Origin of the sequence: Nocardioides sp. (assembly GCF_004803405.1) — a bacterium.
Classification (GTDB): Bacteria; Actinomycetota; Actinomycetes; order Propionibacteriales; family Nocardioidaceae; genus Nocardioides; species Nocardioides vastitatis.
The window spans coordinates 1-24485 of record NZ_SSXI01000312.1; the positions used below are offsets into that span (position 1 = coordinate 1).

Annotated in this window: 21 protein-coding genes; 7 read left to right on the forward strand and 14 right to left on the reverse strand. The window is 67.5% G+C overall.

The genetic code is table 11. The features are described from left to right. Nucleotides 1-173: 173 nt before the first annotated feature. The 3 genes from E7Z54_RS21380 (at nt 174) to E7Z54_RS23850 (ending at nt 2519) form a co-directional block, all read left to right on the forward strand. The gene (locus E7Z54_RS21380; RefSeq protein WP_136436751.1) at nt 174-1064 is read left to right on the forward strand and encodes an SDR family NAD(P)-dependent oxidoreductase; all 891 of its coding nucleotides are present in this window, start codon (nt 174-176) and stop codon (nt 1062-1064) included. Nucleotides 1065-1992: 928 nt separating this feature from the next. Continuing rightward, the gene (locus E7Z54_RS21385) at nt 1993-2307 is read left to right on the forward strand and encodes a helix-turn-helix domain-containing protein (protein ID WP_136436752.1); all 315 of its coding nucleotides are present in this window, start codon (nt 1993-1995) and stop codon (nt 2305-2307) included. After that, on the forward strand, nt 2304-2519 hold the full coding sequence (locus E7Z54_RS23850; RefSeq protein WP_276606254.1) for a helix-turn-helix domain-containing protein: 216 nt from the start codon (nt 2304-2306) through the stop codon (nt 2517-2519). Before E7Z54_RS21385 ends, E7Z54_RS23850 begins: the two co-directional genes overlap by 4 nt. Before the next feature lie 305 nt (nt 2520-2824). Here E7Z54_RS23850 and E7Z54_RS21395 read toward each other — a convergent pair whose 3' ends face one another. The 13 genes from E7Z54_RS21395 to E7Z54_RS21455 form a co-directional block, all read right to left on the reverse strand. Continuing rightward, nucleotides 2825-4093 carry a low temperature requirement protein A gene (locus E7Z54_RS21395; protein ID WP_240769827.1) on the reverse strand — a complete coding sequence of 423 codons (1269 nt, stop codon included), beginning with the start codon at nt 4091-4093 and terminating at the stop codon, nt 2825-2827. A gap of 264 nt (nt 4094-4357) precedes the next feature. After that, entirely contained in the window at nt 4358-5719 is a 1362-nt protein-coding gene (locus E7Z54_RS21400; protein ID WP_136436754.1) for an MFS transporter, read from the reverse strand. Nucleotides 5720-5860: 141 nt separating this feature from the next. After that, complete coding sequence (locus tag E7Z54_RS21405) at nt 5861-7300, reverse strand: NAD-dependent succinate-semialdehyde dehydrogenase (protein WP_136436755.1); 1440 nt, start codon at nt 7298-7300, stop codon at nt 5861-5863. Further along, on the reverse strand, nt 7297-8313 hold the full coding sequence (locus tag E7Z54_RS21410; protein WP_136436756.1) for an LLM class F420-dependent oxidoreductase: 1017 nt from the start codon (nt 8311-8313) through the stop codon (nt 7297-7299). Before E7Z54_RS21410 ends, E7Z54_RS21405 begins: the two co-directional genes overlap by 4 nt. Beyond that, entirely contained in the window at nt 8310-9449 is a 1140-nt protein-coding gene (locus tag E7Z54_RS21415) for an acyl-CoA dehydrogenase family protein (RefSeq protein WP_136436757.1), read from the reverse strand. The genes E7Z54_RS21410 and E7Z54_RS21415 overlap by 4 nt, the downstream gene beginning before the upstream one ends. A 5-nt stretch (nt 9450-9454) precedes the next feature. Continuing rightward, nucleotides 9455-9949 (reverse strand): acyl-CoA thioesterase, encoded by a 495-nt coding sequence (locus E7Z54_RS21420; protein WP_206056451.1) that lies wholly within the window; start codon nt 9947-9949, stop codon nt 9455-9457. Next, a complete protein-coding gene (locus tag E7Z54_RS21425; protein ID WP_136436758.1) occupies nt 9946-11091 on the reverse strand; it encodes an alcohol dehydrogenase catalytic domain-containing protein in 1146 nt (381 codons plus the stop codon). Before E7Z54_RS21425 ends, E7Z54_RS21420 begins: the two co-directional genes overlap by 4 nt. A 30-nt stretch (nt 11092-11121) precedes the next feature. Beyond that, on the reverse strand, nt 11122-12702 hold the full coding sequence (locus tag E7Z54_RS21430; RefSeq protein WP_136436759.1) for an AMP-binding protein: 1581 nt from the start codon (nt 12700-12702) through the stop codon (nt 11122-11124). Between the two features lie 124 nt (nt 12703-12826). After that, nucleotides 12827-15007: a hydantoinase B/oxoprolinase family protein gene (locus E7Z54_RS21435; protein ID WP_136436760.1), complete on the reverse strand. Its 2181-nt coding sequence runs from the start codon at nt 15005-15007 to the stop codon at nt 12827-12829. An 11-nt stretch (nt 15008-15018) separates the two neighbouring features. Then, nucleotides 15019-17094 carry a hydantoinase/oxoprolinase family protein gene (locus tag E7Z54_RS21440; RefSeq protein WP_136436761.1) on the reverse strand — a complete coding sequence of 692 codons (2076 nt, stop codon included), beginning with the start codon at nt 17092-17094 and terminating at the stop codon, nt 15019-15021. A gap of 176 nt (nt 17095-17270) precedes the next feature. Continuing rightward, on the reverse strand, nt 17271-18056 hold the full coding sequence (locus tag E7Z54_RS21445; protein WP_136436762.1) for a crotonase/enoyl-CoA hydratase family protein: 786 nt from the start codon (nt 18054-18056) through the stop codon (nt 17271-17273). Further along, nucleotides 18053-19222 carry a thiolase family protein gene (locus E7Z54_RS21450; RefSeq protein ID WP_136436763.1) on the reverse strand — a complete coding sequence of 390 codons (1170 nt, stop codon included), beginning with the start codon at nt 19220-19222 and terminating at the stop codon, nt 18053-18055. Before E7Z54_RS21450 ends, E7Z54_RS21445 begins: the two co-directional genes overlap by 4 nt. Nucleotides 19223-19279: 57 nt before the next feature. After that, on the reverse strand, nt 19280-20050 hold the full coding sequence (locus E7Z54_RS21455; RefSeq protein WP_136436764.1) for an SDR family NAD(P)-dependent oxidoreductase: 771 nt from the start codon (nt 20048-20050) through the stop codon (nt 19280-19282). Nucleotides 20051-20190: 140 nt separating this feature from the next. Here E7Z54_RS21455 and E7Z54_RS21460 point away from each other — a divergent pair, with 140 nt between their 5' ends. Both E7Z54_RS21460 and E7Z54_RS21465 read left to right on the forward strand, forming a co-directional pair. Next, a complete protein-coding gene (locus E7Z54_RS21460; RefSeq protein WP_136436765.1) occupies nt 20191-22140 on the forward strand; it encodes a helix-turn-helix domain-containing protein in 1950 nt (649 codons plus the stop codon). Nucleotides 22141-22255: 115 nt separating this feature from the next. Then, nucleotides 22256-22597: a transposase gene (locus E7Z54_RS21465; protein WP_168798449.1), complete on the forward strand. Its 342-nt coding sequence runs from the start codon at nt 22256-22258 to the stop codon at nt 22595-22597. 169 nt (nt 22598-22766) lie between these two features. Here the strand turns inward: E7Z54_RS21465 and E7Z54_RS21470 are convergent, their stop codons facing one another. After that, a complete protein-coding gene (locus E7Z54_RS21470; RefSeq protein WP_240769829.1) occupies nt 22767-23399 on the reverse strand; it encodes an NADPH-dependent F420 reductase in 633 nt (210 codons plus the stop codon). A 271-nt stretch (nt 23400-23670) separates the two neighbouring features. Between E7Z54_RS21470 and E7Z54_RS21475 the strand changes: the two genes are divergently transcribed. Continuing rightward, complete coding sequence (locus E7Z54_RS21475) at nt 23671-24150, forward strand: hypothetical protein (RefSeq protein WP_136436767.1); 480 nt, start codon at nt 23671-23673, stop codon at nt 24148-24150. Between the two features lie 58 nt (nt 24151-24208). After that, nucleotides 24209-24409 (forward strand): hypothetical protein, encoded by a 201-nt coding sequence (locus tag E7Z54_RS21480; protein WP_136436768.1) that lies wholly within the window; start codon nt 24209-24211, stop codon nt 24407-24409. Nucleotides 24410-24485: the final 76 nt, after the last annotated feature.

The window sequence follows — 24485 nt, forward strand, 5'->3', positions numbered from 1 at the left end:
CCTCAAGACCCAGCACGAGCGCACCTCGGACGTGACGCCGTACCAACTTGACTGCACGGTCCCGACCCGCGCGGCAGGCTGGGGCCTACACGGATGCGACCGGCACCTGGTCAACATGAGACTGGCGGCAATCAGCAACGCGCTGAGGAACTCAACACGATGAGGGACCATCCATGCACACAGACGACCGCCGGGCCGTCGACCATCCCGACGACAAACACAACGCGACCATCGTGCTGACCGGAGCCACCACCGGGATCGGCCGCGCCACCGCAATGGCGCTCGCCGAACAGGCCGGCCATCTGATCCTCCATGGCCTGGAACGCGAGGACGACGTCGCGGACCTGCTGGGTGCGGTGCAGAGCACGATGCGTCCCGATACCCGGCTCAGCTATCTTCGGGCGGACTACAGCGAGCTGGCGGAAGTGGAGAGGCTCGCCCGGCAGATCCGCGCGGCGACCGACCGCATCGACATCCTCATCAACAACGCCGCCCGGCCAGGGCCGCCGACCCGGACGGTCAGCGGCGCTGGCCACGAGATCACTTTCCAGACCAACTACCTGGCCCCCGTGCTGCTGACGAGCAGGCTCATCGATCTGATCGGGGACGGCCGGCGGGGGCGGATCGTCAACGTCGCCTCGGCCACGCACCTTTCCGCGACGTTGCTCCTGGACGACCTCAACCTGGCCCACCACCCGTACTCGGCGTCGACCGCGTACGCGCACTCCAAGCTCGCGCTGGTCACCTACTCCTGCTGGCTTGCGGCACATCGGCCCAGCCGGTTACTGGACGTCGTCAGTATGCACCCCGGGGTCATCGCGACTCGTCTCCTACACGCCATGTTCTCCGTCGCCGGTGATCGGCCCGAGCACGCGGCGGCCAACCTCCGGTACGTGGCCTCGCGCCGTGACGACAATGGCAGCTACTACGACGAACGCAACCCCGCGCCGCCCAACTCGCAGGCCGCCGACCGGGCACGGCAAGACCGCCTGCACGAGGTCACTTTCCAAGCTCTCCACATCTCCCCCCGAGCCCGCGTCACGCGCGAAAGGCAGCTACCGTGATGAAGGCCAACCGCCAGATCGTCGCCGACTCCTTTGTCGCTTGGGCGGCCGGCACCGGATACATCACCGACATCTTTGCCCCTGACATGCGCTCGGAGATCTTCGGCAGGTCGGCCGTCCCCAAGGCCTACGACAAGCACCAAGCGGTCGGTCGAGGGGTGTTGCAGCCTTTCGGCGCCAGCTTCAGCCTTGGACAGGCCTTTCCGCCCCGTGAACATCCGCGCCGGCAATACCTACGCCTGGTTCATGTCCCTGGAGGATGGCAAGGTCATCGACGGGACGGCGTTCTACGACCGCATCGCCTTCTACGAACTCTGAGAGACCGTGAGCACCGCCGCCTGACGGGCTCGGCACAGCCTCCTGCCCGGCAAGCCGTTCTCAGCTTGCCCGGTCCAGCCAGTGGCCGTCCTGTCCACCGCCGGCGAGACCGGCTGGTCGAGCGAGCTGAGGACGGTGAGCGCCTCAACGCCGACCAGGAACGGTGTTCCGCCGGGTCGCGCCGAGACCACGGCGTAGCCGAGGGAACAGGTGCTGCCCTGCGGCGTAGGGCAGTTGAACGTTGGCCCGCATGCTGGGCGGGAACGCTCGGCAGGGCTCGGCCAGCCGGACACTGCTCATGGCAGACTAGGGACACTACGGATACGAGCACGGACAGACAGCGGGATCCTGTCTCTTATGCCTACGCATTCCCATTTTGTGTCCGAGCCACGCAGCAGGCCCGCTTCCTGCCCTCGCTTGGCGCAGATGCATACGATCGGTTCGATCATCAGACCGAGTTGCCGGTCGGGTGCCGCAGATTAGCGTGCACGGCTCTTGTAGGCGCATGTCGGGTACCGGTATTCCTGATGCCGGCAGCAACATCGAGGTCGGCGAGTTGATCATGCATGCGCTGATGTGAACGACGTTTGAGGGGGAGTTGGGAGCGACGATGGCTGACGGCACGACTGTCGAGCTGGACTACCGATGGCATCTGCGGAAGGTCATGGCGAATCGCGGCATGTTCGCCACCGCAGATCTGCGGCCGCTGCTGGTCGAGCGCGGTGTCGAGTTGTCGCACAGCCAGGTGTATCGGCTGGTAGCAGAGCGACCGGAGCGGCTTAGCCTCCGCACGTTGATGGCCTTGCTGGACATCCTGGACTGCGCCATCACCGACCTGATCGAACCGCTGTCGGCGCGCGGCGCGCGGCACACAGGAAGGGCCATGGACGGCGGCGAAGCTGGGACGGAGTCTCCGGAGCGGTGAGCGCCGGTAGGGGGAGAGACGCGGGTCGGCTACGGGCCCGGGCCCGCGCCCGCTCTCTGTTCGTGCACGCAAACACCGTCGTGAAGCGGCTGGAGCGTGTCGCCGACGTGCTCGGCGACGACTGGCAGGCCGAACCGAACGCCACGCGATTCCGGGTCGCACTGTTGCTCCGCAACTACGCCGACGGATCCCCGATCTGCGACGCAGACTGACGGGCACTGCCTCCTAAGGACCGCTGGGCCTCCCTACGACAGCGACGGCCCCCGCCCGAGGTCGCTCAGCCAGTCTGCGGCCCTTGCCCTTTTCGCCTGTGCTCTGAGTGTGTCCACGCCGGCCGCAGCGCTGCGGAGGACGCGAACCGCATCGTCACGCAAGGTTTCGACGTGGTGGGAGCGGCTCAGTCCGGATGGACGGTCCAGCCCGACCCGCAAGGGCCGGTGTGATGGTCATGGTCGAGCCCGGGGCTCAGGCCGACGGCCGAGAAAATCGATGCGGGCCGCCCTTGTGCGGCGGTGACTTAGGAATGCGCCTCGATCCTCTCCAAGATCACCGCGACATGCCGGTGGCCGACCAGTTCGAATCCGACGACGGTGACGACCGGAGCGAGCATGACCATCAGGAAGCACACAGAGAGTGCAACGCCCACGGCGGAGAGTGCCACCGCGGCGCCGAGGACGAGAGCCGTACTGGCCATGAGTGCGAGGTGGAACGGGTCGCCCTCGCGCACCAGGGCGGTGTGCAGGCCGTAGAGGCAGATCACGAACACCCCTACCGGGAGTGCGACGCTGACCACAACCGAGGTCGCTCCGATGTGTGTCTCGCCCTCGATGAAATATGCGGCGACGTGCAGGCCAGCCCCTGTTGCGGCAAGCGCCGCCAGCAGGGGGATGTGGAGGTATCCCCACGCCATGGCGCGGTTCCGGCGGCGTCTCAGGACACGCGCGGCGGGCACGATGAAGTACATCCACCAAAGACCAAAGGTCAGGCCCGTCCCTGCAATCGCGATCAGCACGGCATCAGTGCTCCAGCCGGTCTCGTCGACGACCGCCGAAAGGGAAGCCACCGTCCCGATGACGCCCTCGCCCAGCGTGATGATGGTGAGGAGGCCGTACCGCTCGGCGATGTGGCTCGGGTGCCACGGCGTGCCACCCCGTCGACTCTGGGCGAACAACGGGGTCGCGAGCTCGAAGAGGATCAGTGCGAGGGCGACGACGGTTGCCGCTCCCAGTGGCGGCTGGACGACTGCGAGTGTCACCCACCCAGCCTGGGCGAGCGAGATCCCAACGGCATACGCAATACACGCGTCACGGTGCCTCGAGCCCTCCCGCGCGGCCCGCAGCCACTGCAGCACCATCGCGACTCGCATGACCACGTAGCCGGCGACCATGACCTCGTTTCCGAGGTGCTGGCCACTGTCGACGGCGTGAAACATCTGCGGAAGGCCCAACGCCAGGACGACGACGCCGGCCATCTGCATCATGGTGAGAAGTCGGAAGACCCAATCCTGGGTGTCGAACGCTGAGGCGAACCACGAGTAACTGATCCATGCCCAGACGATCGCGAAGCAGGCGAAGGCGAAAGCGAACAGACCCGACCCGTAGTGTCCCTCGGCGTACAGGTGCGCGAACTGCTCGCCAGCGATTCCGAACGCGACGACGAACGTCAGGTCGAAGAGGAGCTCCAGCGGTGTGGCCTGACGATGCTCCGCGTCCGGATCCCGACCAACCATAGGCACCATCCGGTGGCCTAACGAGCGGAAGCGACCCTCGTTCTCCTGTCCAACCATGTCGGTCATTCTCTCAGCGATGGCCGTCGGGCCGTACACCCACGGGCCGGTCCAAGACGGGCTGTCGGACCGAAGTCGCCGGTGACATCGCGGCGCGGCACGGAGGGCTCGAACCCGAAGTGCTATCAACGGCTCCTCAACAAGAGTGCGCTAGCTCATCTGACGTCACCCAACGTGACTCGAAGCGGAGTGGCATGGCGGCCAACCGCGCGCTCGCCGCCGCCATCGCCGGGATGGCGGCGGCGAAGTCGGGCAGGGATCTGATCAGGCGGGAGTCGTCCAGCTGGGCAAGCCAGCCGGCGCCGTCGTCGGAGCCTCACTGCCGTCGTGCAAAGTGGACCGGTCCGCGGTCTCCCGCAGGGCCAAGGTGCTGAGGATGCCCACCACGGCCAGGAAGGTGATCATGCCGCCGATCGCGATGCTGCCGAAGGACGCGGCCAGGATCGGCGCGACGAGGGGCGGAAGGGCACCGCCAATGATACCGCCCAGGTTGTATCCCGTGCCGGCCCCGGTGTAGCGGTACCGGGTGGCGAAGAGCTCGGGCAGGAACGCACCGACGGGGCCGTAGGACAGGCCGTAGAGCGCGAGCGTGCCGGTGAGGCCGATCCCGAAGGCGACCGCGCTACCGGTGTCCAGCAGCGGGAAGAGGAGCAGGGACCACACGACTGCGATGGCGTAGGTGGAGACGATGATGCGCTTGCGACCGTAGCGGTCCGACAGCTTCCCGCCGAGCAGGACGAAGCCGGTGGTGAGCAAGGCAGCGACGATGCCGAAGGCGAGGATGGTCGTGCGCTCCAGGCCCGCCGACTCGGTCCCGTAGGAGGTCAGATATGCGGCACCCATGTAGAAGAGGGCGAACTGCACGCCCATGAGACCTGCGGCAAGCAGGACCTCGCGCCACTGGTCACGCAGGACTCCGGCGAACGGGGACCCCGACTGGACGGCCCGACCCTTAGTCTGCTCGGCCTTGAAGACCGGCGTCTCGTCGATGGTGCCGCGGACCCACAGACCAACGAACACGAGGATCGCGCTGGCGATGAACGGGATGCGCCAGCCGTAGGAGAGGAAGGCGCCGTCGCTGTTGCCGAGGATGAGGTCCGTCACGAGGAACGTCGCACTGGAGAGCGCGAATCCGAGCGCTCCGCCAAGCTGCGGGAAGACGGCGTAGAAGCCGCGCTTGCCGGCCGGTGCGTACTCCGCCGTCAGCAGGTTGGCCCCCGCCCATTCGCCGCCCACGGCCAGGCCCTGCATGAAGCGCAGGATGACCAGGATGATCGGCGCGGCGACCCCGATGGTGTCTGCCGTGGGCAGCAGCCCCACAGCGACAGTGGCGGCGCCCATGAGCAGCAGGGTGGAAATCAACGTGCGCTTACGACCGATGATGTCGCCGTAGTGCCCGAACAAGATCGCGCCGAGGGGCCGGGCCACGAAGGCCACAGCGAACGTCGCGAATGAAGCAACGGTTCCGGCCGTATTGCCCAGGGCGGGGAAAAACACGGTGGGGAAGACGAGGGCGGCGGCGGTGCCGTAGATGAAGAAGTCGTAGTACTCGATGGTGGTTCCGATGCAGCCCGCTGTGGCCACGCGTCTCATCGAGTTCCGGTCGGTCGGGGTGGTCGTGCTCATGGTCGTGCCCTCTCAAACGATCTGTGTTGCCACGTGGGTCGCGGCGTTGGGTCAAGAGTGGAACCGAATCGCGGTGTGGCCTACGTCACAACCTGACACCGCTGGATGCCGATCGGTGGGGAAAGTCACTACTCGGCATCGTCACCAAGCCACCGACAGGTACGAGATCTCGAGGTACTCCGAGATGCCCTCGCGCCCGCCCTCGCGGCCGAGGCCGGACTGCTTCATCCCGCCGAAGGGGGCGGCAGCGTCGGAGACCAGTCCACGGTTGATGCCGATCATGCCGCTCTCGATCTGCTCCGCGACCCTCAGCGCCGACGGCAAGGAGGCGTAGACGTAGGCGGCCAGCCCCGCCTCGGTGTTGTTCGCCAGCACGACAGCCTCGTCCTCGTCGTCAACGACGACGATCGGGGCGACAGGCCCGAAGACCTCCTGGTCGAGGATGGGGTTGTCAGCCGCGACATCAGTCAAGACGGTGGCGGGGTGGAAGTACCCGACGCCGGGGGCGTCTACTGGCAGCAGGCTGCCTGCCCCGTGGTCGAGCGCCGCGTTGACTTTCTCCTGGATGCCAGCGACGGCGCGTGCGGTGATCATGGGGCCGAGCTGGGTTTCGGCGTCTAGGGCCGAACCGATTCGCACACTCTTCATGCGTGCAGCGAGCTTCTCGGTGAAGGCGTCGGCGAGCGAGCGGTGGACGATGAACCGGTTGGCGGCGGTGCAGGCCTGCCCTCCGTTGCGCATCTTGGCAAGCATGGCTCCGTCGACGGCGTCGTTGACGTCGGCGCCGGGCAGCACAAGGAACGGGGCGTTGCCGCCGAGCTCCATGGAGGTTCTGGTCACATTCGATGCTGCAAGTCGCAGGAGGTTGCGCCCTACTGCAGTGGATCCGGTGAAGGACAGCTTGCGAATCCGAGGATCGCCCAACGCGGCCTCTACTGTCGGGCCGGGTTGGTCGGTGGGGACGACGTTGACCACACCAGGCGGGGTGCCAGCGGTTGCGAGGATCTCTGCCACCATGAGAGCGGTGAGCGGGGTCTCGGCTGCTGGCTTGAGCACGACGGTGCAGCCTGCGGCTAGTGCGGGCGCGATCTTGCGCGTGGCCATGGCAGCGGGAAAGTTCCAAGGCGTCACGAGCAGCGCGGGCCCGACTGGGCGCTGACTGGTGAGGATTCGGGTGGCACCCGCCGGGCTGGTGCGGAACTCGCCGCCGAGGTGGGCGGCCTGCTCGCTGAACCAGCGGAAGAACTCGGCCGCGTAGGCGACTTCGCCTTCGGCGTCGCCGCGGGTCTTGCCCATCTCCAGGGACATCACCAGCGCGAGGTCGTCGGCCCGCTCGATCATGAGCTCATAGGATCGTCGCAGGATCTCGGCACGCTGCCGGGGTGCGGTGGCGGCCCATGTTGGCTGGGTCGCGTGCGCGGCCCCGACGGCGGACATCATGTCGGTCACGTCGGCGTTGGCGACGTCGGTGAGAATTTCGCCCGTAGACGGGTTCATGACCGGGATTCGGTCGGCGCCCGGTCGGTGCTCGCCGCCGATCCACAGGTCGCGGTGGGGAACGAGGTCGTTGATGGCAGTCATGGGCGTGAGCTCCTCGCGCGTGCTTTGGTCAGGCTGAGGGCGGCCGCGAAGGTCGAGGTACCCGAGGCGATGAGATGGATGATCGGGATCTGGATGCCGGCGGCGCGGTAACGGTCGAGATGCTCCACGCACTGCTCGGGCGAGCCGCTGACGACCAGCTCGTCGACGACGCCCTCCGGAATCGAGTCCACGGCCACCCGACGGTCTCCGGCCTCCCAGTGGTGCCACATCCGGGCGAGAGGCTCGGTGCGGCCGGCCCACTCGTGGAAGGCGCGGTAGGCGGGCGTGGTGGCGTACCAGGCGATCTGGCGGCGGGCGGTTGCGAGGACATGATCGCGGTCCGTCGAGGGGCACACGAAGAGTCGCGCGCCTAGGCATGCGTGGGACCCGGCAATTTCCTGGATACGTGGCACGTCGTCGACGGAGGCCCAGCTGAGCAGAGCGCCGTCCGTCTCGCTGCCGGCGAGTTTGAGCATGCCTGGGCGCAGGGCTGCGAGCAGCATCTTGGGTGGGTGTGCTGGCGGGCGCTCGAGCTGGAAGCCGCGTACCGAGAAGGTGCGGTAGTTCTCGGTGACCTTCTCCCCCGCTAGTGCCGCTTTCAGGAAGCGCACGGTGTCCTTGATGCGGTGGTAGGGGTCCTCGTAGGACTGCCCGTTCCAGTTCTGCACAATGGGGGGTGTGGAAGCTCCCAGTCCGAGGGTGAACCGGTCGCCGTAGAGCTCTGCCATGGCGGCGGCATGTCCGGCCAGGGTGGCCGCCCCTCGAGTGAAGACGGGCACGATGGCGGTGCCGACGTGTACGTCGCTGAGGGTGGTGGCGGCCATGGCAAGGGGTGTGAACGCGTCCCATCCGCGTGCCTCGAGCGTCCAGAAGTCGGTGCATCCCTCGTCGGCCAGTTGACGGTACTGGTCGATCTGGGTGACCAGTGGTTCGTCCGTGAAGGGCAGGCTGACGCCCCACCGGTCACCGGGATCCGGCACCGGTGCTGGTGCGTGCAGAGGCGAGGAGGTCATCGGTAGCTGCGGCCGATCACGTGCCGCTGGATCTGGTTGGTGCCCTCGAAGATCTGCATGATCTTCGCCTCTCGCATGAGCCGCTCCACGGGATAGTCCTTGGTGTAGCCGGCCCCTCCCAAGACCTGCACGGCGTCGGTAGTGACTCCCATGGCGGCGTCTGAGGCGAAGAGCTTCGCCTCGGCGGCCAGTCTGGTGTAGGGCACGCCGCGGTCCTTGCGGCGTGCGGCGTCCAAATAGAGCGCTCGGGCTGCCGAGGTGCGGGCGGACATGTCTGCCAGCAAGAAGGAGACGCCCTGGAAGTCGATGATGGGCTGGCCGAACTGCTCGCGGGTGCGGGCGTACTCCGCGGCCTGGTCGAGAGCGGCCTGGGCGAGACCCGTGGACACAGCGGCGATGCAGAGGCGGCCGGTGTCCAGCGCGTCGAGTGCCATGGAGAGACCCTTGCCCTCGGCGCCAATGCGTCGGTCCGCGGCGACGCGGACGTGGTCAAACTGGACTTGGGAGGTGCGGGATCCGGTGAGGCCCATCTTCTTCTCGGGAAGTGCGGCAGTGAGGCCGGGGGCGTCGCCGGGCACGAGGAAGCAGCTGATGCCGCGGGCGCCGTCGTCGGAGGTGCGGGCCATGACGGTGTAGAAGTCGGCGTCGCCGCCATGGGTGATCCAGGCCTTGGTGCCGGAGATGACGTAGTCGTCGCCGTCACGGGTTGCGGTCGTCTTCATCGAACCGGGGTCCGAGCCGGCTTCAGGCTCGGATAGGCAAAAGCCGCCGAGGAGGTCGCCGCCGATGAGGTCGGGCAGCCAGCGCTTGCGCTGTTCGTCGGTGCCCCACTTCCACAGCGGGTGGACGCTGGCCCAGTGGACGGTGACGGCGACCCCGACGGTCGCCCAGGTGCGCGCGAGTTCTTCGACGACCTGGAGGGCGACCTCGTCGTCCATCGCGGATCCGCCGTACGCCTCGTCGTGCGGCAGGGAGAGGACGCCGAGAGCGCCCAGCTTGCCGATCACTTCGCGGGGGAACGTGCCGCTCTCCTCGTTCTCGGCGACATGCGGGGCCATCTCGCTGGCTGCGAATCGAGAGATGGTTTCGAGCATGTCTTCGTCCTCGCGGGACGGCAGCAGTCGGGTCATGGTCATCGCGATCACCTCGTAGCAGGTTCGGTGGCGGGTTCGGCTCTCGGCTCGGTGCCGGGCGTTGCTTCGCACTTCGTGCGTAGCAGCCCGTCCGCTGCTGCTGCGACGACGGTCGGCACCGCTGTGGGTCGGTGGGTGGAGGGGTCGACGTACACATGCACGAACTGGCCCACCACGTGGGGCTGGTCGTCGGCCAGGGAGAAGACCGCCAGTTGGTAGGTGATGCTTGAGTTGCCGAGGCGCGTGACCGCGAGTCCGACCTCGAGCGGCTGCGGAAAGCTGGCGGATCGCAGGTAGCGGCAGGAGGTCTCCGCCACGAGGCCGACGGCCTCCAACCCGGTGACGTCGCCGCACTGTGCCGAGAGCCATCCGTTGACGGCCGAGTCGAAGTACTCGTAATACACCGCGTTGTTGAGGTGCCCATACTGGTCGTTGTCGTTCCAGCGCGGTGAGATCGGGTAGAACGCCGCAAACTGGCCGCGTGCGGGGACGGGCGCCCTCACTGTGAACCGCCGACGCCAGTGCGGCCGGGCCGGATGACCTGTCGTACGGCGCGTCCAGAGGCCAGCTCATCCATCGCCCGGTTGAGGTCAGCGAGTCCGAGCTCAGCCGAGACCAGCTGATCCACCGGCAGCCGCCCGGCCTTCCAGAGCGAGATCATCGCGGGTACGTCGACCGCGGGCTGAGCAGTGCCCATGTAGGAGCCGAGCACGCGACGGTTCTCGGCGACGATGCTGAGGGCAGGCAGCTGGAGGACGGAGTCGGGGTGCGGTAGCCCTGCGGACACCGTTCCCCCGCCTCTTCCGGTAACGGCATAGGCCTGCTCGAAGACCTTCACGGAACCGACGGCCTCAAACGCCCAGTCGAACTTGCCGGGTGCCACCTCGGACACGAGCGCGTCGAGCTCGCCCGGCGCGCACGCGTGCGTGGCTCCGATGCGCAAGGCCAGGTCGCGCTTCTCAGGCAGGGGGTCGACCGCGACGACCGGGTAGGCGCCGGCCGCGGCAGCGGACATCACGGCGGCGAGGCCGACTCCGCCTAAGCCGAAGACGACGGCCGACTCACCTGGCCGCAGCCCCGCGGTGTGGTTGACGGCTCCGTACCCGGTGAGCATCGCGCATCCGAAGAGAGCTGCGGTCCCGAGCGGCACGTCCTTGTCGATCACAACGGCTGAGGACCGGTCAACGACGGCGTGCGTGGCGAAGCCGGACACGCCGAGGTGGTGGCGCACCTCACCCGCGGAATCGCGGATCCGGGTGCCGCCACCGACAAGGTCGCCGGTGCCGTTGGCAGCCATGGCGGTCGTACACAGGGCGGGACGACCGGACATGCAGAATCGGCACGCACCGCAGCTCGGGACGTACACGAGGACCACATGGTCACCCTCCCCGACGCCGCGGACGCCTTCTCCGACAGCCTCGACGACGCCGGCGGCTTCGTGTCCCAGGAGCATGGGCAGCGGGCGGGGTCTGTTGCCGTCAATCACAGAGAGATCGGAATGGCACACCCCGGCTGCTTCGATCCGTATCAACAACTCGCCGGGCCGCGGGTCGTCGAGCTCAAGCTCGACTACGTCGAGTGGTCGGGACTCAGCAAAGGGCGACGCGGCGGGCGACTTCCTCAGTACGGCTCCGTGGATCTTCACAGCAGCTCTTCCTCGATCTGGTGGTCTGAGTCAGACGGACTGGTCGGCGGGAACGCGCTCAGGCACTGTCGCGTAGGTGGCCCTTAGTGCCTTCTTGTCTGGTTTGCCCACGGGAGTGAGCGGGAGCTCGTCTACGATTTCGATGCTCTTGGGTGCGTGGACAGCTCCCTTGGCCTCGCGGACGCGTGCCACCAGGCGGGCCCGGTCGATCTGGGCTCCCGGTGACGCGACGACCACGGCCTTGACCGCCTCGCCCCATTCAGGGTCGGGCACACCGATCACGGCCGCAGCGGCGACTGCAGGGTCGGCGATGAGCACGTCCTCCACCTCGCGGGTGTAGACATTGAAGCCGCCGGAGATGATGAAGTCCTTTTTGCGGTCGACGATGGTGATGTACCCGTCTTCGTCCTGCTTGGCCATGTCCCCGGTGTGCAGCCATCCACCGGCGAGCGTCTCCTCGGTGAGCTCCGGCAGCTTGTGGTAGCGCAGCATCACGCCGGCGCTCCGAACGCAGATCTCGCCGACATCGCCCCGCGCCACTGGCTTGCCATCGTCGTCGAGCAGCTCGACCCTGGTGCCCGGGACGGCCCTACCGCAGGAGAGAAGTCGCTCGGGTCGGTCCAGGTCGTGCTCGCTGGACCAGAGGGCGGTCCCTAGGGCGAGCGACTCGGTCTGGCCGTAGATCTGGGTGAAGACGCGGCCGAGCCGTTCGTGACCCTCGATCAGGCGGGTGGGCGCCATGGGGGCCGCGCCGTACACGATCCGCTCAAGGGTCGGCATGTCGAGGTCGATGCCGGCGTCGAGCAGGCGGTAGATCATGGTGGGCACGAGGAAGGACACGGAGCCGCGGTTGCGCTTGACCGTGTCGACGAACTCGTCGGGCCGGAAGCCGTTGAGGGTGACCACGGTTCCGCCACGGATCAGCGTGGGGGCGAGGAAGTGTGCAGCAGCGTGCGTGATGGGTGCCGCTGCGACGTAGACGGGTTCCAGCGGCAGTTGATAGGCGAGCGGCGACGCGAGGGTGATGGCCGCTCGAGCACGCTGGCTCTGCACGACGCCCTTGGAACGACCGGTCGTGCCTCCGGTATAGAGGATCTCGACAATGGTGTTCTCGTCCACGTCCGGGTTGGCGCGTAGCGGTGTGGCGCCCACTGCCTCGGCGAGGACGAGCAAGTCTGGGGCGAACTCGGAGGACCCGATAGCGAGGAGAGACTCGACTCCCGCGGCGATCAGGTCGCCTGCGACGGAGGCGAAGGACTCGTCGACGACCAACAGCCGGATGTCGGCGTCGGCGCACTCGAACACGTGGTCCTCGACGGCCGCGCGGGCGTGCATGCCCACTGAGTGCGCGCCGAGGAGCTGTGCGGCGACGGCGACCATCCACGCCTCAGGTCGGTTGGGGGCGAGGATGCCGACCGCGTCGCCGGCACGCACGCCCCGATCGTGCATCACCCTCATGAACTGGGCGATCAAGTCGCGCGTCTCGGCGTAGCTGATGTGCCGGTCGTCGTGAACGAACGCGGTGCGGGAGGGCCACGCGCGGAGAGCCTCAACGACGAGGCTGTTGTGCGTCGAGGAGCTGGCGGCCAGCGTGGCGTCGGGGTGGGTCATGGCTGATCTCCGCTGTTCGGTCGGGTCGGTGGTGCGTGATCGGTGGCTGAGCCTCGGGCGGTCAGGACTCGCCCGGGGTGCCGGCCACCGACGTGGGGCTGGCACCCCCTCTTCGAGCGGTCGCTCAGGTGGTCCTCGCGACGTGGATCGCGGCGTGCAGCAGGGTGCCGCAGCCGGGGCACAGGTGCTCGTCCATGCGGACCTTCTCGTTCTCCTGGGTGCGCTTTTGCAATCGGACGCCCAGGCCGGAGAGCCGGGCATGTGCGTCGTGGGTGCGGCTGGTGGTGCCCTGGAGCCAGTCATCACCGAAGCCCAGGCCGCCGTCGCAGGCCGGGCACCTCCATTCGCCGCCGTCGGCGCGGTGCGGGACGAGCGAGTCCTCAATCAGGTCAGGCTGGGGGTTGACCAGGTCGCGGGGCGTCGTGGCGCCGTTCACCGCCTCCAGGCGCACGGCGCGGATCTCCCCGCGTCGGACCGAGGTTGCCTCCGCGTCGTATCCGACGTCGCTGTCGTTGAGGACGACACCGTAGATCTGTTCGGCGTGAGCAGCGGTGACGAAGTCGTCCTGCACGTCCTGGACGACCAGGGCCGGGTCTCGCAGGAGCGGGTCACCGAATCCGCCGCCGCCGCCGAGCCAGGAGTGGAACACATCCTTCCCGTGCAGCAGCACCCCTTGGGCGTTGGGGTCCTGGAGCTCGGTCGATTCGGCCTGGATGTTCTCCGGTGTCGGGTAGGTACCGCAAGCGATGAGGTCCTTGGCGTTGGTGCCGCGCAGGAACTCGAAGCCGCTGCCCCCGGCCGGCAGCCCGCCCGCGAAGCCCCACGGCGGTACCGCTGCCGTCGGGCAGAACAGGGTCTCGGCCGCCTCCTCCACGCCCCACGGGACCCAGGCGTAGTCGAGGCCCATGCCGCCGCGGCTGGCGCCGTGCCCCGAGCTGTCGGTGGCCAGGCGCTTCCACAGGTAGAGCGCCGGGTAGATCATCTCGTTCATCTCGACGTCTGGGAGCATGTTGCCGATCTGCGTCAGCAGTCCTGCCGCGTCGTGTCCGTCGCGCACGATCTGCGCCCCAGTTCCCATCCCGCCGCCGTCCATGTTGAACCAGACGAAGAACTCACCGTTGTCCTCGCGGATGCCCGAGGAGATGCCGCCAGTCCACGAGTCACCCCACTCGCCCTGGGCACGCTGGCGGACGGTCGCATTGTCGCTGGTGACGCACGCCTGATTGAGAAGTCGCGTGACCAGACGGGTCGCGCGAACACCGGCTGTGAGGTGCCCGTTGCTGATCGGGGCCGGCACGACCGGGTTCACGATGCTGCCCTCGGGGGCGAGGATCTCGAAGGCCGTCATCACGCCCTCGTTGAACGGGACGTCCCATCCCAGGATGGGGACGACGGCGCTGGCGATGCTGCCGACCAGCGCTCCGTACGAGCAGTTGACAAAGCCGTCGGTCTGGGGGCTGGATCCCTCGAAGTCGAAGGTGATCGAGTCGTCAGCGACGGTCATCTTGCATGCAACGCGGTAGAGCACGTCGTCGTGACCGTTGCCCTCGACCCAATCCTCGCTCTCGAAGACGCCGTTGGGGATGTGGCGGATCCGGTCTCGCAGGAGCTGCTCGGCCAGCTCGAAGCTCAGGGCCGTGTAGCTGGCGAAGGTCTCGTGGCCGAACTCCTCGATCGTCTCCAGGAACCGACGGATGCCGGTGTTGTTGGCCGCTACCATGCTGCGGACGTCGTTCCAGTGCAGCACTGGGACGCGGACGTTGTTCGCGATGAGCCGCCGCACCGACTCGACAGGCTCACCCTGGTCGTAGATCTTCACCCCGGGCGGCAGGCGAAGCGCCTCGCCGAAGCAGTCGGTGGCGGAGGGGGCAAAGCCTCCAGGAGCCATGCCGCCGACGTCTACAAGGTGGGCCTGGGACTGGGCGAAGCCCACCAGCTCCTTCCCGAGGAAGATCGGCGAGATGACGGTGGTGTCCGGCGGGTGGCTCGACCCGGCGGTGTGCGGGTCGTTGCTGATGAAGGAGTCTCCGGGCTTGATCTCGTTGGGGCCGACGGTGGCGATCAGGTTCCTGACCGCTACGCCGCCCGAACCGATGTGCAGCTGCACTGCGTCGGAGTAGGAGTAGATCCGGCCCTCGGCGTCGAAGAGAGCCGTGTTGTAGTCGCGGGCCTCGGTGATCACCGGCGAGCCAGACGACCGGATCATCGCGATGCCCATCTCCTCGACGATGTTGTCCAGGCGCATCCGGATGACCTCCAAGGTCACCGGATCGTAGTCGTTGCGCAGCTCTGCGATCGTGGTCATGGCTTGTCCTTTCAGGCCTGCAGGCGGCGGGTCGATCGGAGGGAGACGATCACGTCTCCCTCGTCGTTCATGGACGCCTTTGCGCCTTCGGGCACGTACACCGTGGTGTCGATCTCCTCGAGGATGCAGGGCCCCTCGGCCTCGCGGACCGCGGCGAACCCGCGGTACACGGTCACCGTGAGCGGCTCTCCGGTCGCCGGGCTGATGATCTGGCGCTCGTACTGGTCAATCTCCTGCGGGATGGTGACCACCTTGTCGCCGCCGAGCTCGGCGGTGTCCGAGCGTCCCAGTGCGCGCACTCGGACGTTGATGAGTAGTACCTCGCTCTCGGTCCAGGCGGTGCCCGTGCCGAACTCGGACTCGTAGTCGGAGACGAACTGGCCGCGGAGCTGTTCCTTCAGCTCTTCGGTGATCCCCTCGTTGGGGAACCGGGAGGTGACCTCGAAGATCTGGCCGGCGAACTTCATGTCGGCTTCGCGGATAAGGTCCTGGCTCTCCTCGGGGATGCCCTCGGCCTCGAACCAGGCTCGAGCGCGGGCTTCGAGTTCGCTGAACGACGCTTCGAGCTGCTCGGCCGGCTGGTCGAAGGTCCACGGGGTGGTGCGCACCTCGGTATAGACCGCATCGGCATGCATCAGCCCCCAGGCGGAGAACACGGCTGCATTGGCCGGGACGACGATCTCCTCGAGCCCAACCTCCTGGGCGACCGAGGCAGCGAACAGGCCCATCGCGCCACCGAAGTTGACCATCGTGAAGTCGCGCGGGTCGTGACCGCGGTTGATTGTGATCTTGCGGACGGCGTTGGCCATCTGGTGCGTCGCGAGGCGGTACATGCCTTGGGCAACTGCCTCGACGCTCAGTCCGAGAGGTTCTGCCACCTTGGCGACTGCCTGCTTGGTGGCGTCGCCGTCCAGCGGCATGGTGCCGCCGAGATAGTAGTCGGGGTTGATGAGCCCGAGCACCAGGGCTGCGTCGGTCGTGGTGGGCTCGGTGCCGCCGCGGCCGTAACAGACCGGGCCAGGGTTGCTGCCCGCGCTACGGGGGCCGACGCGGAGCAGCCCGCGACCGTCGATCCAGCCGAGGCTTCCGCCCCCGGCGCCGATGGACTCGATGTCCACGGCCGTCAGGCTGGTGGGGAACTCGCCGATGCGGGCGCGCGGGAGGATGCGGAGCTCACCGTCGATGATCGCGGCGGCGTCCAGGCTGGTGCCACCCATGTCGGCGGTGAGGATGCGCTGACGGCCGATCCGCTGGCCGAGGAGGCGGGCTCCGGCGACACCGCCGACAGGCCCGGAGTTGAACATGTTGATCGGGGCCTTGGCCGTCTCGCGGACCGACAGGAATCCGCCGTGCACCTGCATGATCTGCGGTGCCACCTTCAGGCCGGCGTCGCGCAGCCGCTGCTCGAGGTTCTCGAAGTGGTTGGCCACGATCGGCTTTACCGCGGCGTCCAGGACTGTCGTCACCATCCGCTCGTACTCGCGATAGACCGGGGTGAGTTCCGAGGAGAGCGTGAAGGGCAGGTCGGGGTAGCTGGTGCGGATCAGCTCGCCTACGGCCTTCTCGTTCTCGGCGTTCCGGAAGGACCACAAGAAGCACACCGCGACGGACTCAACGCCTTCGTTCTCTACCAGCTCGGCGAGTGCGGCCTTGACCTCGGCAAGGTCGACGGGCACGAGCTGACGGCCCTGGGCGTCGACGCGTTCTGAGATCTCGACGATGTGCCGGCGCTCCACCACCGACGGGTAGGGAGCAAGGTCGTGGGGGTCGCGCTCCTCCCCTCGGGCCGAGCGTGCGATCCGCAGGGTGTCCTTGAACCCGCGAGTGGTGAGAAGGCCGACCCGGGCGAACTTGAGCTGGTCGATGGCGTTCGTGACGATGGTGTTGCCGAGCACGAAGCGCTCCACCTCGGCGAAGAAGTCGTCGTTGCTCATTCCCAGGCGGTCCTGGAGCACCTCGAGCGCCCCGAAGATGCCTGCGGTGACGTCTCCGGTCGACAGCGACTTGCCGCGCACCGATCCGGCACTGCTGACGGCGACGGCATCGGTGAATGTGCCTCCGACGTCGATACCAACGTGAATGGTCATCGTTCTCTCCTCGGTCCGCACGTGCGGACGTGGCGCAGTGGATGTGGCAGTGGAGCCTGTGACGGCCGTCACCTACAAGTCGAGGCTACGAAGTGGTCTGCGATGCGCTCAGGTGGTTTATGTGCACTCTCGCGCGCTACGAGGTGTGGGATGTTCACACCAGTCGGGCCGCAGAGTCACGGGGTCCAGCGCGGTGCTCGCTTCTCGAGGAAGGCGGATACGCCCTCCTGGTACTCCGGTGTCCCCGACAGCGCGTAGACGCTCAGCTCCGGCGCCTGACGGGCCCACGCTGCGGCCTCGTTGGCGGTGATGGCGTCGCGGATCGCCTTCAGTGTGATGCGGGTGGCCTCGGGCGGGTTCTGAGCGATGCGCTGCGCCAGGTCGAGCGCCGTGGACAGTGCCTCGCCAGCCGGGGCCAGTCGGGTGAGCAGCCCGTGCTGGTGCATCACCTGGGCGGGCACAGAATCGCCGGTGAGAGCCATCTCGGCCGCGACGTGGAAGGGGAGCCTGAGGGGCAGCCGAGCGAGGCCGCGGGCGGCGGCGACCTGGCCGTTGCGCACCTCGGGCACGCCGAAGTCGGCGTCCTCTGCGGCGACGATCAGGTCGCAACTGAGGGCGATTTCCAGGCCGCCCGCCAGCGCGAAGCCTTCGATCGCCGCGACCAGGGGCTTGGCCGGTGGTCGATCGACGATGCCAAACCATCCCCGATCGACGGTGCGGGCGAACTCACCGCGCACGGCCTGACCCATGTCTTGGCCCGCGCAGAAGTATCCGCCGGCGCCGGTGAGGACTCCGGAGCGCAGCTCGGGGTCATCGTCGAGGGCAGTCAGTGCCTCGTTTAGTTCTTCAGCCATGGACGTGGTCATCGCGTTGCGGCGGCGCGGTCGGTCCAGTGTGATGACCAAGACGTGGTCGACGCGGTCGACTAAGACCCGTCCCTGCTCGGCTTCGATGCTGCTCATGCTCGCTCCAGCACGGTCACTGTGCACACGGCGGCGGTGTACGGGTCGTCGAGCGTCACGGCGCCGCCCGCGTTCTGAGCGATTGCCAGCTGCGCGTCGGGGACCTGTCGGTCTCCGGCTCGGTTGCGGAGCTGGTCGACGAGCTCGACCACCTGCGCGGCACCCGTCGCTCCGACCGGGTGGCCGCGGCTGATCAGCCCGCCGCTGGTGTTCACAGGGATCCTGCCGTCGTGGCGCAATTGGCCGTCGAGCGCCAGCTTCCAAGCCTCCCCCTGGCGGACCACGCCCATCTCTTCCAAGATGACGAGGGCGGCCGGTGCCGCGGCGTCGTGAAGCTCGATGACGTCGGCATCGGACGCTTTCCTGCCGGCCTGGTTCAATGCCGCGGCGGTCGTCCGGGTGATGAGCTGGCCGCCCTCGCGGCGCCGACCGGACTGCAGAGCCGCGCCCGTGATGGCGACAGGATCCCGCCCGGGCTTGTCTCGCGTCACGACGATCGCCGCGGCGCCGTCGCCGATCGGCGAGCACATCAGCAAGGTGAGGGGGTCAATGATCATCCGTGAGGCCAGGATGGCGTCTGGAGTGTGAGCCTCGCGATACTGCGCGTTCGGGTTCAGGCTGCCGTGGAAGTGCATCGTCGCCGCAGCATGTGCGAACGCTTCAGTCGTGGCGCCCGTCTCCGCGGCGTAGCGGCGAGCCTCTTGGGCGTAGAGGTCCATGAAGACCGAGTTGCGGTTGGAGGCGTTGACCACGAGCGGATCGGTGATGTCGATCGCGCGACCGAGCGCGTCGAACGCACGGGCCTTCTCGGGGTGCGACATCTTCTCGGCGCCCACCGCGACAGCGACGTCGGTGCTGCCGGATGCGACAGCCATCACGGCCAGGTGGAGAGCGCTGGACGAGGAGGCGCAGGCGTTCTCGACGTTCACCATCCGCGCCCCGGCGAGCTGACCGTCCAGGAGGGCGAGCTGCCCCTGGATCATGGCCTGGCCGCTGATGACCGAGCTCGTCGCGTTGCCGAACGCGACAAAGCCGACGTCCTCGGGCCGTACCGCCGCGTCCGCTAGGGCGGCGTCGACCGCCTCGCCGGCGAGGTCCTGGAGCGCGGTGTCCGGGAACTTGCCGAAGCGGGTGACAGCGGCTCCAGCCACGTATGTGGTGTCCATGATCGACCTTTCGTCGGGTGGGGTGGGCGGCGGTCGCGATTTCGCAGGGTGGGTTCTTCAGCGGGGCAGCATGCGCTGGCCCGCGTCGATCCGGATGCACTCAGCGTTGAGGTAGGGGTTGCTCACGATGTGCCCGACGAGGGAGGCGAACTCCTCCGGGCGTCCCATGCGCTTGGGTTCGAGGATCATGTCTACCAATCGTTCTTGGACGTCTTCGCGCATACCGCTCACCATGCTGGTGGCGAACAGGCCGGGGGCGATGCAATTGACCCGCACGCCCTTGCCCGCGACATCGCGGGCCAGGGGGAGGGTCATGCCGACCACGCCGGCCTTGCTGGCGCTGTAGGCCGCTTGGCCCATCTGCCCGTCGAAGGCCGCATCGGATGCCGTGTTGACCACAACTCCGCGCTCGCCGTTCTCGTCCGGAGCGTTGTCGAGCATCGCGGCGATGGTGACGCGGTTGAGGTTGAAGGTTCCGGTCAGGTTTACTGCCAGCGTCTTGGCGAACAAGTCGAGTTCTGCCGGGCCATTGCGGCCTACCACCTTGGCGGCCGGTGCGATACCGGCGCAGTTGACGTTCACGTGGATCGCGCCGAGCCGGTCAACCACTTGGTCGGCAGCGTTCTCCGCGGCCAGCGAGTCGGTGACGTCGAAGGCGAGGGCGAGAACGCGCTCCTTAGGCAAGCTGGCGGCGACCTCTTCGATGCGGGACTTGTCAGCGTCGACGAGTGCGACAGAGGCACCGCTCCCGGCCAAGAGCTCGGCCGTGGCACGGCCGAGGCCGGACCCGGCGCCGGTGACGACGGCGACTCGTTCGGCGATGCGCATCTCTGGTTCCTCTCGCAGGCGGACTTCCTAGGTCGCCCAAGCTACGGAGCGTTGGTGACATGGCACACTGATGATGTCCACACCTGTCCAGCCGATGTCGTGTGCAGATCTCACACCCGTGCGATGAGAGGTTCGCCAGCATGTCCAGCCAGCTCCCGGATCGCGAGCACTTTCCACTCGTGCATCCGACCGCCGCTGAAGGATTCGGCCTCGCGGTCCAAGACCTTCTCGACGCGATCAACGAGACCGACCTGGGAAGGGTCGAGGGAGCCGCGCACACCCTCATCGACATCCTGCGTCCCACGTCGCCGGACGACGTCTTGGCGGGTCTCCGGCACGCCGCCCTCCGTGCCCACCAGGAAGCGGTCAACCGCCGTCGCCGCGTGAGCGAGCTGACCGCGCTGCACCAGATCGCGGTCGACCTCGCAGCGCTACGAGACCCCGACGAAGGGCTCCAAGCAATCGTGCGAGCCGCGCAGGCGGTCATCCCGTCCGCGGACGCGACCTACCTCCTGCTGTCTGAGGCGGGCACCGGATGGAACTACATCAAGGCGAGCGTCGGGCTCCAGAACCCGGACTTCATGAACGTGCGTGTGCACGACGGCTTCGGAATGGTGGCCCGGATCTACGAGACGAGGGCGCCACTGTGGACGCGGAACTACGTGGAGTCGAACAGCTTCAAGCACGACAGCGTGGTCGACAAGTCCTTGGCGGAGGACGGCCTTCGATCGGTGCTCGGCATCCCGATCATCCTTCAAGGCGTGCCCCAAGGCATCCTCTACGCCGCCAACCGCGTCGAGCGTGCGTTCTCTGCCGACGAGGTCGCTGTGCTTCAGCAGTTCGCTGACCTCGCCTCCATCGCGATCGAGAACACGCAGTACCTCGCAGGTCTGCGTCGTACAGCGGAGGACATCAACGAGGGGATGACCGCGGTAGAGCGCGCAGCCCAGCTCCACGCCGATCTCACGGCGCTCGTAGTCGGGGGCGCGGATATGGCCGACGTCCTAACTCCGATCAACAACGTCCTTCCCGGCGAGCTGCACCTGTTGGACAGCGCTGACCAGGTGCTCGCCAGCACGAGCGACGATGACTTGGACGCCGACACCTTCACGCAGGTCCGCCTCAGCCAACGAGCCGGAACCGTGACGACGGAGAAGACCGAGACCGGCTACCGACACGTGGTGGCGGTCGCCACCCCCACCGCGTACCACGGTGCACTCGTCCTGAAGTCCGAGTCGACTCTGACCGATTTGGATCGGCGGACCCTCCAGCGCGCCGGCCACATCGTGGCGCTGCTCAAGATCCAGCAGCAGGCGCTCGTCGAGGCCGAGGTCCAGGTCCGCGGTGACTTCCTCCACGAGCTCCTCGAGACCCGGCAAGGGCTGTCCGACGCTGCCATGCTCCGCGCACACAGCCGCGGCATCGAGCTCAGCGGAGAGGTCGTCGTCGTCGCGGTCGCCGTGCCGAACGAGCGCCAACTCGCGGCCCGCCGCGCCATGTCCGACTATGCGAGCATTCGCTCCGGGGTCGGCGGAGAGCACAACGGGGTCGTGGCTGCGGTCTTCCCCGGCGAGGACGCCAAGCAGGTAGCCAACGACGTGCACAAGCGATTGCGCCGAGAGCTCGGCATTCCAGCGCTGGTCTGCGCATCCAGGCCGGTCGACGGCGCCAGCGGCGCTGTCTGCGACGCCTTTATCGAAGCTCGCCGTTGCGCCACCATGTTGCGAGGTCTCGGCACCGAGTCCAGAGCGGTGACGACGAGCGAGTTGGCGATCTTCAGCCTTCTGTTCACACCGGGTCGCGAGCACGAGCTCAATCTCTTCATCGAGCACACTCTCGGCCCCCTCACCCGATACGACCAGTCTCAGAACGCGCAGCTGGTCGACACCGTGTCCGCGTACTTCACAAATGGCTTGAACGTCGCCAGGACCGCACGCGCCCTGTTTGTCCACGCGAACACAGTGGTCAAGCGGCTAGAACGCGTCACCGACGTGCTCGGCGAGGACTGGCAGGACGAGCCCAACGCCACCCGACTGCGGGTTGCGCTGCTCTTCCACTCCTACGTCGACGGATCTCCCGTCTGGGAATGATGTGGGGAGACTCGAAGGAGCTGAGTGATGACCACGATCTTGGCACCCCGCATCACGCCCGCTCTCGTTACAAGCGTCGTACAAACAGTCCAGAGACCTTGTTGGCCCCCTGGGTGTGAACCGGCTCGGACCGGGACGCCCGCGCACCCGACCCGATGCGCTGCTCGGCGACAAGGCCTACTCCTCGCGCGACAACCGCGCGCTGCTGCGTGCCCGCGGGATCAAGACCGTGATTCCGCAGCCGCCGGACCAGATCGCCCACCGCCGGCGTCGCGGTCCGGCCGGCGGCAGGCGACCGAGCTTTGACGAAGACGCCTACAAGGGCCGCAACGTCATCGAGAGGTCCTTCAACGAGCACAAGCAATGGCGCGGGATCGCCACCCGCTACGACAAGCTCGCAGCCGTCTATCGAGGGGCCGTCGTGCTACGCCCCATCACCCTCTGGCTCGCGACTTAGGAGACACGCCCTAGCGCAACTGGACCCGTCCGAACGTGGTGTCGTCCTCAGCGATCTGCAGCCCATCATCGACGGGCTGCGGGAACACGGCATGGGTTAACACGGACCGACGGATGAGACGGGAGTGACGAGGCTTCTCAGCGGTGGTGGTGGGACGGTCGACTGGCGGTCAGCGGACGGCGAAGCCGCCGGTCCAGCCGATCTTCTCGGCGGCGGCGAGGGTGATTTGGAGGAAGCCGAGTGCCTCGAGCTCACGGGCGCGGCGCAGGGAGCCGGCGTCGATCACGCGCAGGCCACCGGCAGTGACCAGGTCGGCCAGGGTCGCCTTGGCCGCGGCGTCGTCGCCGGCGACCAGAATGGTGGTGGGCTCACCGGCGAGCTCACCGGAGGCCAGCGTCGCGGCGAAGTTCGTGCTGAAACCTTTAAGGACGCGGGAGTCCGGCAGCGCGGCGGCGATCTCGGCAGCCGCCGAGGAGTCGGCCGGCACGGTGAGGGCGTCGAGGGTCTCGAAGTCAACGGGGTTGGTGATGTCGACGACAATCTTGCCGGCCAGCTGGTCGCTGCGCTCAGCCAGGACCTGGGCTACGGCCGAGGAGGGGACGGCGAGGACGACGACGTCGCCCGCGACTGGGCTGCTGGCGTCCTCGCGGCCGAGCAGCTGCACGCCGTTGCCGCCCCTCTCGATGACGCTGGCGATCGCGGCGCCCATGTTGCCGGTGCCAAGGATGGTGACGGTGTCGACTCGCATCGTGTTCGGGTCAGTGCTGCTCGTAGATGGTGTGGTGAAGGTCTCGGCGGTCATGTGTCGCTCCTAGCAGTAGTTGAGATGGCACGGGTCACGACATTCGCCCCAAGAGGTTCGATGCGCACACCCGGTTCGTCCGACGATGCCGACGTCCGCCGGCGTTCGGATCCGTGATGCCCCTAGCCGATGCCCTAGTGAAGTGGCCTGCGTAGGCCCATGCGGGCTTCGATGATCGCCTTCTGACGTTGCCGTCAGGCGTCGCGGACCGGGGTCGCTACTGGGGTGTCCACGGATTCGACGGACCGGGCCGAGACCCGACGCTTGCGACATGACCGAGACACCTACTTTGCAGCGCAACGGCCGCGTGACCGGTCCGACGCCGTACGGCGGCTTCGGCCCGATGCCGATCGCAGGCGAGTGGCGGGGCGGCTCGAGCGGTCGCCATGCCACCGACAAGGATCCTGGAGGGGCTCGACCCTGCTCGGCATCCCGCTCGCGAGTGTGGCGGAACTCGATCTCGCCTTCGCAGATCATGCTGACCCGTCACGACGCGACCGGCAACCACAACCCGAACACCGCCTTCAGAGATGCGAAGACGTCCGGCCCGGACCGCTACGGAGGCGCGTGGGGGATCGAGGAGTTCATCCCAGCGCTGGGCGGCGTGCGCGCACTCCCTCGGCGCGCTGCCGTGTCAGACCGCCGGGCCGCGCACATGCCGGAAGCGACCGCCGCTGCGTTCACTCCTCGCAATCAGCGAATACCCGACCACCACGTCCACAACCACGACCAGTGGGTCCACATCGACTAGACCCGCGACGGGGACTTCGACCCCGCGGCAGCCACAGCCAAAGAAGGGAGATTAGGAAATGGACACCGAGGCCGATTCAGCGACCGCTAAGAGGCTGCGCTCGATTCTCCTCGAGTTGGCCCGCAACCACGACCATGCCGCCGCCACTGGAGCCGCCGCAACACCCTACTGGGAAGCCTGTCCTCCCTCTGTCATCGGGCACCGCGCGGCCGCCGCCGCACTGCGCGATGAGGCCAACCATTTCCTCGACGAAGGCTGAGAAGAGCTGACCTGCCGAGGGCCAGCCAACTCTGCTCCATCTCGGAAAGCCATTGGCACCTCTTGTAGTCACCCGC

Excerpts from the sequence above, each read along its gene's own strand:
- E7Z54_RS21380 (WP_136436751.1), top strand. The coding sequence starts at position 174 with ATGCACACAGACGACCGCCGGGCCGTCGACCATCCCGACGACAAACAC.
- E7Z54_RS21385 (WP_136436752.1), top strand. The coding sequence starts at position 1,993 with ATGGCTGACGGCACGACTGTCGAGCTGGACTACCGATGGCATCTGCGG.
- E7Z54_RS21395 (WP_240769827.1), bottom strand. The coding sequence starts at position 4,093 with ATGGTTGGACAGGAGAACGAGGGTCGCTTCCGCTCGTTAGGCCACCGG.
- E7Z54_RS21400 (WP_136436754.1), bottom strand. The coding sequence starts at position 5,719 with ATGAGCACGACCACCCCGACCGACCGGAACTCGATGAGACGCGTGGCC.
- E7Z54_RS21405 (WP_136436755.1), bottom strand. The coding sequence starts at position 7,300 with ATGACTGCCATCAACGACCTCGTTCCCCACCGCGACCTGTGGATCGGC.
- E7Z54_RS21410 (WP_136436756.1), bottom strand. The coding sequence starts at position 8,313 with ATGACCTCCTCGCCTCTGCACGCACCAGCACCGGTGCCGGATCCCGGT.
- E7Z54_RS21415 (WP_136436757.1), bottom strand. The coding sequence starts at position 9,449 with ATGACCATGACCCGACTGCTGCCGTCCCGCGAGGACGAAGACATGCTC.
- E7Z54_RS21430 (WP_136436759.1), bottom strand. The coding sequence starts at position 12,702 with ATGACCCACCCCGACGCCACGCTGGCCGCCAGCTCCTCGACGCACAAC.
- E7Z54_RS21435 (WP_136436760.1), bottom strand. The coding sequence starts at position 15,007 with ATGACCACGATCGCAGAGCTGCGCAACGACTACGATCCGGTGACCTTG.
- E7Z54_RS21440 (WP_136436761.1), bottom strand. The coding sequence starts at position 17,094 with ATGACCATTCACGTTGGTATCGACGTCGGAGGCACATTCACCGATGCC.
- E7Z54_RS21445 (WP_136436762.1), bottom strand. The coding sequence starts at position 18,056 with ATGAGCAGCATCGAAGCCGAGCAGGGACGGGTCTTAGTCGACCGCGTC.
- E7Z54_RS21450 (WP_136436763.1), bottom strand. The coding sequence starts at position 19,222 with ATGGACACCACATACGTGGCTGGAGCCGCTGTCACCCGCTTCGGCAAG.
- E7Z54_RS21455 (WP_136436764.1), bottom strand. The coding sequence starts at position 20,050 with ATGCGCATCGCCGAACGAGTCGCCGTCGTCACCGGCGCCGGGTCCGGC.
- E7Z54_RS21460 (WP_136436765.1), top strand. The coding sequence starts at position 20,191 with ATGTCCAGCCAGCTCCCGGATCGCGAGCACTTTCCACTCGTGCATCCG.
- E7Z54_RS21470 (WP_240769829.1), bottom strand. The coding sequence starts at position 23,399 with ATGACCGCCGAGACCTTCACCACACCATCTACGAGCAGCACTGACCCG.
- E7Z54_RS21475 (WP_136436767.1), top strand. The coding sequence starts at position 23,671 with ATGACCGAGACACCTACTTTGCAGCGCAACGGCCGCGTGACCGGTCCG.
- E7Z54_RS21480 (WP_136436768.1), top strand. The coding sequence starts at position 24,209 with ATGGACACCGAGGCCGATTCAGCGACCGCTAAGAGGCTGCGCTCGATT.